Raw genomic sequence first — 12860 nt, 5'->3', positions numbered from 1 at the left:
ATGATGAGGAATAAGTTCCTGGCGTATCTAATATTTTTAATTTTTATCTTATTGGCGATGGCTCTAGCCAGTCGTTTTTGGATTGGGCAGATTGTTCCAAACGTAGGGATAATTCAAAGGCCGGCAGTTTATCTATTTGAGAAGATGAACGGCTTCAGAATGTTCTGGGATGAATTTAGAAGATTGGGAAAAGTCTCTAATGATAACGTGGCCCTGCGCGAGAAAGTTGACGATCTTACTAGTCAATTGTCTAAATTTAAGAATTTAGAAGAAGAGAATAATTATTTGAGAAAATCTTTAAATTTAGCAGAAAAACATAAATTTTCATTCGTGGATGCCAGCATATTCAGCAGTTCGGCATCTTTAGACGGTTTAAATTTTTTAATTAATAAGGGTTCTAGCGACGGGTTAGAAAGTGGCCTCGTTGTTGTGACTGACGAGGGTGTACTAATAGGTAGAATCGGAGATGTCTTTGAGACTTTTTCTAGAGTCGTTTCGGTAATCGACAGTTCTTTCAAGGTTACGGCTAGGGATGCGGCATCTGGAGCTGGAGGTATCGCTGTCGGAGCTGTGCGTAATGGTTTAAATTTAGATTTGATCGTTGAGGACGATGACGTAAGGGAGGGGGATCTTATTGTGTCTTCTGGTGATGACCTTTTCCCAGCAGCTTTGATTATAGGTACAGTTGATTTGGTTGAGACTAAAGCCGGAGAATTGTTTAAGAAGGTGAGAATTAAGCCAGCATTTGATCAGATAAGATTCTCAAGAGTCTTAATTATAAAAAAATAATGTTCTTGTGGTTCCTATTGATATTTTTATTGTGTATCGCTGTTGATGGACTAATCGGGCCAGCTCTTTACGGTGCGTATTTTAATTTTTTAGTAATTACATATCTGGCAAGTTGTCTACTGGTTTTCGGTCCTAGAAAAAGAGTATTCATTTTTCTTCCATTCTTTTCGATTCTGTATGAGCTGATTCTTGGTTATCCGCTCGGCTCAATTATTCTTCCTATGAGCTTAATTATCTTGGTATTGTTTGGGATGGATAGAATTATCAGTTTTAATATATTCTCTGAACGTAGCGGATATATGAGCTTTATTGCGATGCCTATACTGGGACTGGCCCTTACTGTCGCGATATTGATTATTAGTCACTACTCTCAACAGTTTATCTCCGGCGAGAGCTTAAATGCGTTCAAATTTGGGAATCATCTGAAAGATTATAGGTTCTATATTCATTCATATATAATAATCGCTATAGAATATTTTCTGCTGACTCGCATATTTAATATCTACAATGAAGAGAGACTATAGAATATCAATCGATAGGGATGATTTAATAACGCCGGAAGAAACATTATTAGATTCCGGCAGTGATCTTTCAGATCTAGAAAGGCCGATATCGGATCTAGCTTTTAGGATTATTTGGATATCTTTCATTCTGTTGATAGGGGTTATACTTTCTTTTTCTTTCAAGATATCAATCGTAGATCATAAAAGCTTATCAATAGTTGCCAATCAAAACCGTTCGGCTAATTTTCAAATTCCGCCCCCGAGAGGAATAATATTAGATCGTTCTGGCAAGCCGCTTACGAAGAATCTGCCAAGTTTTGATCTATTGGTTATTTCCAAAGAGATTAGGGAGCACAAGGAAGATTACGATGTTAATCTAGGTAAGATTGCGAAGGCACTTGGCCTAGATAGAGATATCCTAGCCAGCCAAGTCGCCGATCAAATGAAATCAAGCTCAATCTTTTTTATAGCTAAAGATCTATCCAAAGAGCAGCTATTAGAGATAAATTTTCTAAATCCTCAAGGATTTTATGTAATAGCAGACACTAAGAGGTACTATGTTGATGGCTCTCAATTTTCTCAAATAATTGGATATACCGGCAAGGTCTCTAAAGATGACCTAGCTCGGGATTCGTATTATCTATCTACAGATACGATCGGTCGTGCCGGCCTAGAAGACGAATATGAAGAATATTTGAGGGGGGAGCATGGGCGCGTATTTTTCAGTGGCGGAGCTAGCGGCGATCAAAAAGAAGCACTACCCGGCAATAATATTGTGTTGAATATAGATTATGACATGCAGAAAGTATTATATAATTCTCTTTTTAATATATTGAAGCCGACATCATTAGATAAAGCCGCTGCTATTGTGCAGAACCCGCAGAATGGCGAGGTGCTGGCTTTGGTAAGCTTTCCCAGTTTTGATAATAATCTTTTTCGAGATGGCCTATCTGAGACTGAATACAAAAAATTGTTTGATAATAGCTCAAAGCCACTTTTTAATAGAGTAGTAAGTGGCGTCTATAATCCGGGTTCTACGATAAAGCCATTCATGGGCATGGCTATTCTACAGGAGGGCATATTTAAAATTAGCGACACCATAAAAGATTGCGTCAGCTTAACTGTTCCTGATTCAAGTGGCGGCGATACTGGCCGTACTTTCAAAAATTGGCGTGTAGATTTGGGGCAATTTAATTTAAGGCGTGCCATAGCAGATTCTTGCAACATATACTTTTTTATTGGCGGCGGCGGATATGGAAAAATCTCTGGACTGGGAGTTGATAGGATAGCTAATTATTTAAAGAACGCTCTAGCTGATGTCGTCTTGGGAATTGATCTGCCGAATGAGGGTAAGGGTTTTGTTCCCACTCCTGCATGGAAGGAAACTGAACGGGGTGAGTCTTGGTATCCAGGAGATACTTACAATATATCCATAGGCCAGGGAGACCTATCCGTTACGCCGTTGTGGCTTAATAGTTATATAGCGGCTATCGCTAATGGCGGGACTATATATCGTCCTAGGATAGCTAATAGAATTGTGGACGGAAAGAATAATACATTGAAAATTTTTAAGACAGAAGTTCTTAAGAAGTTGCCATTCAGGGAGGACATAATAGACGAGATGAGAAGAGATATGGAGGAGACGGTTATATCTGGTACGGCCAAGTTGCTACAAGACATACCGGTCAGAGTTGGTGCAAAGACCGGAACGTCAGAGATTGTAAAGGGCAAGAGGATCAACTCCTTATTTACGGCTTTTGCCCCTTTAAATAATGCGGAGATTGTTGTCACTGTTCTGACCGAAGGCTCGTCTTCAAATGAAGGATATGCCACCCGTACAGTTAACGAATTCATGAAATGGTATTTTTCTAAGGATAAAGTGCTAGATGTCGTGCCCTCGATATCTCCTGCGGAGAGTCCCGAGCCATCTATCTCGCCTGCACTTTGATTATCAACAAGAGAATTGCCAAAAACAAAGTATTGTTGTAGACTTCTACTTTATATAATTAAGTAACGCCCGTTTCTGGTCATTATCTAGAAATAAGGCAAAAATTATGGATAACCAATATTTCAGTAAGGAAGGCCTAGAGAAACTAAAGAATGAGCTCGAAGAGAGACTCAGTGTTTTGAGACCCGAGATTGCTCTTAGAATCAAGGAAGCTAAGGAGCAAGGAGATCTGTCTGAGAACGCCGAATTCGATGCAGCTAAAGAAGCTCAAGCTTTCAATGAAGGCAGGATAGAGGAGATAAAAAACATATTGGAGAAGGCCGTGGTTATTAATCATAACGGCGATAAAGACTTCGTCCAGGTCGGGTCAACCCTCAAAGTTCAATCTGAAGTTGGTTCGCACACTTATTCGATTGTTGGCGCCGCAGAATCAGATCCGGTCGCCGGATTTATCTCTAATGAATCTCCCCTTGGAAAAGCTTTTATCGGCCGTAAAAAAGGCGAAGCCGTAAGAGTTGTTACTCCAAAGGGTGAAGTTGAATATAAAATCGTAGATATCGGTTAATCTTTTAAAAAGCCCTGTCTACGCTGAATGGCGTAGACAGGGCTTTTTTGTTGTCCAGCTAGTTTAATGGCGAGGAGAGGGGTACTAATTTTTAGCGTATAGGGAGCGGCCGATTGGCCGGGTTCACTTTTTTGGCCAATTTGCTATCATTTGAATATGCCAATAGATGAAATAAGAGATACTAAAATTCAAAAGGTTGAAGAGCTGAGAAAGTTGGGTATAGACCCATATCCGGCTAAGTCTAATCGCACACATACCGTCGCTGAAGCGATATCCAATTTTGGGTCATTGTCTGACGAGAAAAAGACTATAGTCATAGCTGGGAGGTTGATGGCGGTCAGGGGGCATGGTGGCGCGGCTTTTCTGGATGTCTATGATAACGGTAGTAAGATCCAGGGGCACATCAAGAAAGACGTGGTCGGTGAAGATGCCTTTAATAAATTCCAAAGATTCATAGATATCGGTGATTTTATAGAAATCAAAGGAACACTTTTTAGAACCAAAAAGGAAGAACAAACTTTGGAAGTCGAAGAGTGCAGGCTTCTAAGCAAAGCCATTTTAACGTTGCCAGAGAAGTGGCATGGACTCCAGGATGAAGAGGACAAGTTAAGAAAAAGATATTTAGATATTTTATTTGATCCAGAAACCAGAGAGATGTTCGTAAAAAGGTCTAAGTTCTGGCAATCAACTCGCGAATTCCTATTGAATCGGGGGTTCTTGGAAGTTGAAACACCAGTTCTCGAGAGTACGACCGGCGGAGCTGATGCCAAGCCCTTCATTACCCATCACAATGCGCTCGATCTTGATGTCTATCTTAGAATCTCCATGGGCGAATTGTGGCAAAAGAAATTAATGGTTGCTGGTTACGCCAAAACCTTCGAAATCGGAAGGCAGTTTCGAAATGAAGGCATGGATAGTGAACATGCTCAGGATTATACCCAGATGGAATTTTACTGGGCCTATGCCGACTACAATGATGGCATGGAGCTAGTAGAAGAAATGTATAAATACGTTGCTAAAGAAACTTTTGGCACTCTACAATTTAAAATTAAAGATTTCGAAATCGACCTAGGCCGCGAGTGGGAGAGATATGACTACCGAGAAACTATAAAGAAATTTACTGGGGTGGATATTTTAAGCGCCAAGCTTGAAGAGGTTGAGGCTAAACTTATTGAACTGAAAATAAAATATGACAGAAAGGGTTTTAATATAACGCGAGCGCTAGATAATCTTTGGAAGTATTGTCGAAAGCAAATCACTGGGCCTGGGTTTTTGGTAGGCGTTCCGGTGGCGCTGTCACCATTGGCCAAGAGAGATCAGAATAATTCGGAATTGAGCCAGAGGTTCCAGGTAATTATCGCTGGTTCTGAAGTTGGTAACGGCTACAGCGAATTGAACGACCCGATTGATCAGGCTAACCGTTTCGAAGACCAAGTTAAGCTCAGAGAATCTGGCGACGAAGAGGCCCAGATGTATGATTATGATTTCGTGGAAGCATTGGAATACGGTATGCCTCCAACTTGTGGTTTTGGTGTTAGTGAGAGGCTATTCTCTTTCCTCATGAATAAATCTATCCGCGAATGTCAGATCTTTCCGTTGATGAAGTCTAACTCCCGAAAGGGATAGAATTTCGCATGGCTAGAGTAGAAACCTACAACTTTAATTAATCATTACGTATATGTTAGATATAAAATTAATAAGAGATAAAAGAGATGAGGTAGAGAAGGCTTTATTGAAAAGAGTGGCCAAGGATGTCCTAAATTTGGGCGGGATTATCGCGCTAGATGATAACAGAAAGGAGATACTTATTGGCCTAGAAGCATTGAAGGCCGAGAGGAATAAGAACTCCAAGGTTAAGCCGACGCCAGAGATAATTGAACAGATGAAAAAGATTGGCGAAGAAGTAAAAGAGTTAGAGGCCAATCTCAGGAATGTTGAAGATCAATTAAAGGAGAAGCTGTCGGAGTTACCAAATATACCGGCCGAAGACGTTCTTCCGGGCGGGAAAGAGAATAACAAGGTGGTAAAAACATTCGGTGAGAAACCGGAATTTAGTTTCGAGCCAATTGATCATGTCGAGCTGGCCAAGAGAATGGATCTTATCGATTACGACCGCGGTGTTAAAATAGCTGGGTCTGGCTTTTGGTGCTATAGGGGTAACGGCGCTCTGTTGGAGTGGGCATTATTAAATTATTTCAAAGATTTTCATGTCGCTAATGGCTACACTTTTATTTTGCCGCCATTCTTACTTAACGAAGATTCGGCCTACGCCTCTGGCCATTTACCCAAATTCAGAGACGATCTTTTTTGGACATCGCGATCATCGGAAAATAAGCAGGGCGACAGTCTTTGCCTTAATGCCACCAGTGAGATGATGATCAACAACTTGCATCGTAATGAGGTGTTAGATGAAATTGATCTACCTTTAAAATACTTTGCCTATTCGCCGTGTTTTAGAAAAGAGCCGGGGGGCTATGGTGCTGGAGAGAAGGGTACGACTCGTGGCCATCAGTTTAATAAAATAGAGATGTTTCAGTTTACTAGACCCGAAGATTCGTGGAGTGGTTTTGAAGAACTTGTTGGGAACGCTGAAAAACTAGTCGAGGGCCTCGGGCTTCATTATCAGACTGTTCAGCTGGCCGCTCAAGATGCCTCGGCCTCAATGTCTAAGACTTGTGATATTGAAGTTTGGATACCAAGCATGAATACATATAAAGAGGTAAGTAGTGCTTCGAACGCAATCGATTACCAGGCCAGAAGGGCGGATATAAAATATAAGAGTTCTAAGACTGGAAAAAATGAATTCGTGCATACGCTCAATGCTTCTGGTCTTGCCACGAGTCGTTTATTACCAGCCATCCTGGAGCAGTTTCAGCAGGAAGATGGTAGCGTAAGGATCCCCGAAGTCCTCCATAAATATATGAATGGAGTAAAAGAAATTAAATCGAAATAGTTAATGCGCGCCACTACCATTAAGGGACCGCACTATAAAGACAGTCTAACTCGAAAAAGAAGGCGATCTTTTCTCATAAAAAGCTTAATAGCTGGCGTAATTATTTTTGCCATAATAGCTGGTGCCTTCTATCTGATTTTCTTTTCTTCGGTGTTTATGATCGAAAGCGTGACTATCAAGGGCCTGGAAGATATCCCTACGGATTCAGTAACTTCGGAGATAGAAAGACATAAAGAGAGAAAGATATGGGGATTCATACCCGTCGGGAAAAATATACTGTTCCTCGATCAGCAATCTCTAAAGAATGATTTACTCAATAAGTATGACAATCTAAGAGACGTGAGTATAGATAGAAACAACCTAGGGTCATTGATTATGAATTTTACCGAAAGAGATCCGACTGGCGTCTGGTGTTTTGAAAATTACATCACTAGCAACGATAAGTGCAAGTATTTCGATGAGAGTATGAGTTTATGGGGGGAAGTCCGCAAATCTACGGGATTTGCGTTGCTAACGATCCTAGATGAAAAGCAATTTGATGAGCAGGCTATAGACAAAGAATATTTCAATGCCATCTTGCTAACGATCAAAAGTTTAAGGGATATCGTTAATATAAAAAATGTGACTATCCCTAAAAACACTGTAAGCGATATTCGTTTTAGTAGTAATGGGGGGTATGATCTAATCTTTTCTCTTGATTCGAATATCGTTAGTCAAATAGAGGTTCTTAAAATATTCCTAAATAATAAGAAAGACGACACGAACTTTAAGCCTCAATATGTCGATCTTCGTATTGATGGCCGCGTCTATTACAAATAAGCACTCAGCCCCAATCACTTCATCGGATCAGAGTCGAAAGTTTCCTGCGATCTTTCGCTCCTAATGCTCGATATTTTGAAGAACCTCTCATGGCCAGCGCTTATTCGCAAAGCGAATGGGCGCTGGCCATCCTAAGGATAAGCCAAAATATCTGCGCAATTTCCTCCGAAGTGATTGGGGCTTCGCTCGAATAAACCAAGCGAAGCCTAGCCCCATCGATTACAATCCGAGTCATATAGATATAAATAAATGAGAGATTCGATGATAAATACGGTAACCCCGAAGGGGCTTGCAATAATCTGGGTCGAAGCCCCTTGGGGCTGAGGGGCATCCAGATTTTGTTCGGATTTATCAGAAGCTCGAATATTATTTATCTATATGGGGAGTTGTAATAGATGGAGCTAGGCGGAGTGGCTATTGACATTATATCGCCATCTGCTATAATGTATCTACACTAAGTTCCTTAAAGAGCCCGTAAGGGCTCAAAAAAGCCAGTATTTATGCAGTCTTTTGAGAGTTCAGGCAACACGCAATTTTGATTAAATGTGCCATTAGAATGTAGATCAGTGTAGTATTGGTTTTTTTGAGCCCTTTCTTGGGCAAAGAAGTTCGACCAGATGTCTCCGGCGAAACCCCAAGATGGGCTTCAAAGGAGATGGATCCCGTCCCGGAAGCAGGGGTAACCCTCGATATTCCGATCTGGTCGTACCTATTGGTGGAAGCGGGAGTCCTTTCATAAGGTTTGAATTGAAGGAAGGACAGCTTCTGCCAATTGCCTGCGGCACCGAGATTCTCTCGGGCGCGGGCATTCGGAGATAAAGTCAGGCACTCCACCCAAAAAAGCCTGAACCTTCTTCCAAAGTCTGTAAGTCGTGGAAGATGCGAAGAAGAAGGTACGGCCGCCCAAAGCGGTGTTCACCCATTCCCAACAACCCGAGGTATCCATGTCCAAGCGTAGACTGTTCACCATCATGCTCCTGATCGCGGTCATCGTCATTCCCATCGCGGAATCGACCCGCGTCGATGCTCGTCCCGCCTACTGCGACCCGAGTGACGCGGGCTACGACAACCCCTCGGGTGAGTGCATGACGGTCGTCACTCAGGATTGCCCGTGGTATGACTTCCTGGCCCGCCCGTTCGGCTACAACGTCTGCACGATGAACGCCTGCACGTCCTGCGGCCCCCGGTAAGGATGGACCACGAACCGACGGCCTGGTCGTACCTATTGGTGGAAGCGGGAGTCCTTTCATAAGGTTTGAATTGAAGGAAGGACAGCTTCTGCCAATTGCCTGCGGCACCGAGATTCTCTCGGGCGCGGGCATTCGGAGATAAAGTCAGGCACTCCACCCAAAAAAGCCTGAACCTTCTTCCGAAGACACTAGATCTGAGGAGGAAGCGGGGCCTGATACGTGTCCCGACGACCCAGCGAAAGGCGTATCGTTGACGGAAGGTCCGGAGCGGCCAGCGAACGGTGGCCATAGTGGCGAAGACTGTTGCGCTCGGCCCGCTCCGGGCCCGCTCAATTCGTAGACCTACACGATGCGGAGGAATGATGCTAACCCCTCGATCCTGGCGGCCGCCGTAGCAAATAGCTACGACCAAGCGTCCAGAACTCGACAATGACGATGATCGACTCGCGTGGAGGACGCATGGCACCAGACAGGTCGTGGCGGCCGCCGTAGGGTAAATCGCCGACGGACGCGACGCAAGTAGGTAGGGGGGTGGGGCGAAAGGCGCGAAGCGCTGAGTAACTCCACCCAGCTCGTGCTGACCGGGTATCTCGGTGGCACGAGTTTTTTAATACTTTAAAATCACGCTCCGCCCCATCCATTTTTTCATCTTGTCCTCGACTACGCCAAGTCTAGTCGATACAGAAAAGCATTAGTAGGCCAAAACAATAGGTAACCCTCGCACTATCATTTAAAGAAGGCCTCCCACTTAGTGGGAGGCCTTCTTCCTTAATGATTGTATTGCCCTCGACCTGTTGTTTTGGACTAATGCTTTTCCAATCTCCTATTCTTGGCTTGTCTGCGGATGATTCAAAAATGAATAGAGCTACGCTTGATTAAAATTAATTCAAGCGAAGGCCCAAGCCTACAGCGAGAACTCGCACAGGCCCGAGGGCTTGGATCTTCCGAGGGCCGTCTCGGAGGGATGGTGCTTTAGCCCATCCTCTAAGTCTCTGTAGCGTGTAGACAGCGAGCCGCCGCAGGAGCGGCTCGACTATCGGTCGAGTCGTAGGCTTGGGCCGAAGCGGTTATCTGGGTGGTATGTGCCAAACGAGAATCGAGTTGCCTATAGTGATGACGGGTTTGTATGCGTCTAGCCAGGCATAGAATTTATCCTGATCATATTTGGATTGCATATAGAATGTCGCCGATATGGCTAAATATCCACCGGCGGGATAAGCTTTTAAGAATTCTTCGGCGCTCTTGTACATTCCTCCGCTTGTATAAGCGTATTTATCGCCTAGATAATATCTAGGATCTGACCATCCAAAATAATCTAAATTTATTTTATCGATATTATTTTTTTCTGCCCAATCACCCAATCTCTTAAGATCTTGGCCCCAGTCGAGATTAGAATCGACTACGTAACGATGACCACCAGTCGGCCCACCTACGGTCTGATTGAAGTAAGTTAAGTAATATGGAAATACGTTGAGGTTCTCAACCAAATACCATCCAAGCAAAAGAAATATCATCGTGGCGAATACAGCAAGAGCCTTTTTCTTATATTTTAAGATTTCCAATATTTGCGCAATCTGACCAGATAAGAGGATGTAGACGAAACCGAACGTGGGTATGAGGTGCCTAACGCCTATGTTAAGATGTGCGGTTAGGCTCGTATACCAATAAATGGCTAGCCAAAGTAGCATCGTAATCTCTCCTATGTGATTCTTTGACCAGCTAGAGATTCTATCGAATTTAAACTTCTTGAAACCATATAGCAAGCCAATCAATCCAATTAGTGTAAGTCCCCAGAATGGTAGCGGTTCTTTTATGAAATAAACTAACGGGAAGTAGCTCATAGACCCCACGAAGTTTATATGGCCGAAGAAATAAGTTGTGTTACCTCCAGCATTTCTTTGGACAACCATTAGAACGCCAAGGGTATAATGGCTAAGAGATCTGATTATGGGCTTATCGCTGGCCCAAATTGTTAGGTCCGCGGCCTTACGCATTAATGTGGGATTCTTCTGACTGTCATATCCGAAATCTTTCAGTATATCTATCGCGTCAGCTCTTTGCGTCTGAGGATTATCGTTTTGGACGTGTAGCGCATATGTCGGCCAAATTATAGTTACTACGCCGATGATCATTATAACGGCGGTTAGTAATAATGATTTGACTGCCAGGCGCCAATTTTTATGAGAGGCGCCCCAGATTACGGCTATCAAAAAGAATAGCGGGATGATCAGGACTAGAGAGAATTTTGTCAGTTGAGCAACGCCAAAGGCTAAACCAGCTAAAACGAGATTTATTTTCGTTTGATTCTGTATGAATTTTACGAAGAAATAAGAGCTGAGAAGCACGCCAAATAGCGCGGCGACGTCCGTCGTTACTAGACGGCCATGGGCAAGGATGGTTGGCGACATACAGAAAAGAAAGAGCGCAATGAGACTTGCTTTGTCTCCGTATAATTTTCTGGTCCAGATAAATATTATTAATGCGCTAAGAATGAAGAATAAGAATAGAGGTATTCTCGCCACTCGGGTTACGAGCATGGCATCGTTCCCTGAATTGAATATTAAATTTCTTCCAAAATTCCATTCACCGTGAATGTCAGTCGGCCAATACCCGGGATGAGGCATGGAAAATGCAGATTGATCTAAATCTAGAAGCGCCAGAGCTATGCCAGCTAAGTCTTTGGCTAATGGCGGATGTTCCGGATTAAATATATAGCTACCTTGAGTCACGTACGAATAGCCTGCACCAATATGGGGCACCTCATCCACGACTGGTGATTCGTTCCAAGTGCTGAATAGGCCCAGAGCAACCGACAATACGATGATTATTCCGGCTATAGTTTTTGTGTACATAACGCTACTTATTTAATTATTTGGTTAAAGAATATAAGAACTTCGGGTGACGTGCCCCAGACGTGGAAGAATTGCCAATACTCAAAAAAACCGATTGCGCCAAGGAAAGCGAAAAGAGTGACGCTTACTTTTGGGGTCATTGTCCCATGGAATAGAGAATGATTGGCCGCATGGAGTAGCTCTTCTGAGTGGTTTAATTTTTCAAACAACCACCAAATACCGCGAGCGGTGAGTATCATTATGATTGGCAGCATGCCTGCAGCTAGCAATGAATTCGGCGCGTTATTGCCAAATATGGCGGGTAACATCATTAATATGAGCCATGAGAACAGCATTGTGTGTGCAACTGAGAAGTGGCCGTGTTTTCTTCTCGTCCAGTGAATAAATTCTTTGACTAGTCCAATTGCAAAGAATATTACTAGTGGCCAGGCGATAGCAGTCCTGCCAGGGATATTATATTTAATATTTTTATCTCCGGAGATCAAGAACATTCCCAACGTTTTCTCGGTATTTTTCACTATTTCTACGGTTGGGGACTTGGTTGTAAAAACCGATTCTAAACCATCATGGGAATTATTAATAATCTCAGGATGGCTCCAATATAGAAACCCGAGGGGTAGAAATATTATTAACGCTGTCAGGCCCATGGCCGTAAAACCTTTTAGAAGTTCGTGTCTAGCGAATTCATATTTCGAGAGAGAAAAGTCTCTCTTTAGGAAACTCCAATATCCTAAAAATAGAATAATTATTATCGGGATGGCGTAAAAGAAGGAATCGTATATGTAGGGACCAAAACCACACAATATTCCAGCTGCGATAAAATGTAGTATGTGATGGCTTCTGAGCCCTTCCCATAAGAAATAGAACATTGAGATCATAACTAGCAAGAAGCTGGTAGCCATAATTTCGGTCCTAGATAAGTTCACGTGCCAAAATGATGTGGCCATAAGAAAGGCCGTGATTGCGGCAATGGGCCAGCCAAACATTTTCTTTGCTAGTAAATAGAGGCAAATTACAGATAATAAGCTAAGGCCCGATGAGACAATCATGAGCGTCATGAGGTCTGGAGCTATTTGAGGCGTTGTATCTATCTGATACAACCTAAAAAAACCGGCTACGACCAGGATTATAGAAAATACGATAATTTCTTTTCTCATTAGATTAATTTTAACAGAATATCGTGGTTGTACCTTGCTCGGTATGTTGATAACAGCATTGTGCTATTTGTTTATATTTCCTAC

Annotated in this window: 10 protein-coding genes; 7 read left to right on the top strand and 3 right to left on the bottom strand. The window is 42.8% G+C overall.

All coding sequences use genetic code 11. The features are described 5' to 3' along the window. The 7 genes from mreC (at position 1) to DEG18_02995 (ending at position 7577) form a co-directional block, all read left to right on the top strand. Positions 1-789 (top strand): rod shape-determining protein MreC, encoded by a 789-nt coding sequence (gene mreC / locus DEG18_03025; GenBank protein ID HBX58554.1) that lies wholly within the window; start codon positions 1-3, stop codon positions 787-789. Continuing rightward, positions 789-1313 carry a hypothetical protein gene (locus DEG18_03020; GenBank protein HBX58553.1) on the top strand — a complete coding sequence of 175 codons (525 nt, stop codon included), beginning with the start codon at positions 789-791 and terminating at the stop codon, positions 1311-1313. Before mreC ends, DEG18_03020 begins: the two co-directional genes overlap by 1 nt. Beyond that, positions 1297-3240 carry a penicillin-binding protein 2 gene (mrdA, locus tag DEG18_03015; GenBank protein ID HBX58552.1) on the top strand — a complete coding sequence of 648 codons (1944 nt, stop codon included), beginning with the start codon at positions 1297-1299 and terminating at the stop codon, positions 3238-3240. The genes DEG18_03020 and mrdA overlap by 17 nt, the downstream gene beginning before the upstream one ends. Before the next feature lie 106 nt (positions 3241-3346). After that, positions 3347-3805, top strand: a complete 459-nt coding sequence (locus DEG18_03010) for a transcription elongation factor GreA (GenBank protein ID HBX58551.1) — start codon at positions 3347-3349, stop codon at positions 3803-3805. A 156-nt stretch (positions 3806-3961) separates the two neighbouring features. Then, positions 3962-5431, top strand: a complete 1470-nt coding sequence (lysS, locus tag DEG18_03005; protein ID HBX58550.1) for a lysine--tRNA ligase — start codon at positions 3962-3964, stop codon at positions 5429-5431. A gap of 52 nt (positions 5432-5483) precedes the next feature. Then, a complete protein-coding gene (locus DEG18_03000; GenBank protein HBX58549.1) occupies positions 5484-6758 on the top strand; it encodes a serine--tRNA ligase in 1275 nt (424 codons plus the stop codon). 3 nt (positions 6759-6761) lie between these two features. Continuing rightward, positions 6762-7577: a hypothetical protein gene (locus DEG18_02995; protein HBX58548.1), complete on the top strand. Its 816-nt coding sequence runs from the start codon at positions 6762-6764 to the stop codon at positions 7575-7577. Positions 7578-8398: 821 nt separating this feature from the next. On the opposite strand, the gene DEG18_02990 is transcribed toward DEG18_02995, so the two are convergent. From DEG18_02990 to DEG18_02980, 3 genes are all read right to left on the bottom strand, one after another. Continuing rightward, positions 8399-8827 carry a hypothetical protein gene (locus DEG18_02990; protein ID HBX58547.1) on the bottom strand — a complete coding sequence of 143 codons (429 nt, stop codon included), beginning with the start codon at positions 8825-8827 and terminating at the stop codon, positions 8399-8401. Between the two features lie 1007 nt (positions 8828-9834). Continuing rightward, entirely contained in the window at positions 9835-11619 is a 1785-nt protein-coding gene (locus tag DEG18_02985) for a hypothetical protein (protein HBX58546.1), read from the bottom strand. An 8-nt stretch (positions 11620-11627) separates the two neighbouring features. Then, positions 11628-12776 carry a hypothetical protein gene (locus DEG18_02980; protein ID HBX58545.1) on the bottom strand — a complete coding sequence of 383 codons (1149 nt, stop codon included), beginning with the start codon at positions 12774-12776 and terminating at the stop codon, positions 11628-11630. Positions 12777-12860 lie beyond the last annotated feature (84 nt).

The organism is Candidatus Yanofskybacteria bacterium, assembly GCA_003514055.1.
Classification (GTDB): domain Bacteria; phylum Patescibacteriota; class Minisyncoccia; order 2-02-FULL-40-12; family GWA2-44-9; genus UBA12115.
This window is presented reverse-complemented; position numbering and strand designations above follow the sequence as displayed.

What these genes read in the sequence shown, in the direction of transcription:
- mreC (HBX58554.1), top strand. Translation starts at nt 1, where the DNA reads ATGATGAGGAATAAGTTCCTGGCGTATCTAATATTTTTAATTTTTATC.
- DEG18_03020 (HBX58553.1), top strand. Translation starts at nt 789, where the DNA reads ATGTTCTTGTGGTTCCTATTGATATTTTTATTGTGTATCGCTGTTGAT.
- mrdA (HBX58552.1), top strand. Translation starts at nt 1,297, where the DNA reads ATGAAGAGAGACTATAGAATATCAATCGATAGGGATGATTTAATAACG.
- DEG18_03010 (HBX58551.1), top strand. Translation starts at nt 3,347, where the DNA reads ATGGATAACCAATATTTCAGTAAGGAAGGCCTAGAGAAACTAAAGAAT.
- lysS (HBX58550.1), top strand. Translation starts at nt 3,962, where the DNA reads ATGCCAATAGATGAAATAAGAGATACTAAAATTCAAAAGGTTGAAGAG.
- DEG18_03000 (HBX58549.1), top strand. Translation starts at nt 5,484, where the DNA reads ATGTTAGATATAAAATTAATAAGAGATAAAAGAGATGAGGTAGAGAAG.
- DEG18_02995 (HBX58548.1), top strand. Translation starts at nt 6,762, where the DNA reads ATGCGCGCCACTACCATTAAGGGACCGCACTATAAAGACAGTCTAACT.
- DEG18_02990 (HBX58547.1), bottom strand. Translation starts at nt 8,827, where the DNA reads ATGAAAGGACTCCCGCTTCCACCAATAGGTACGACCAGGCCGTCGGTT.
- DEG18_02985 (HBX58546.1), bottom strand. Translation starts at nt 11,619, where the DNA reads ATGTACACAAAAACTATAGCCGGAATAATCATCGTATTGTCGGTTGCT.
- DEG18_02980 (HBX58545.1), bottom strand. Translation starts at nt 12,776, where the DNA reads ATGAGAAAAGAAATTATCGTATTTTCTATAATCCTGGTCGTAGCCGGT.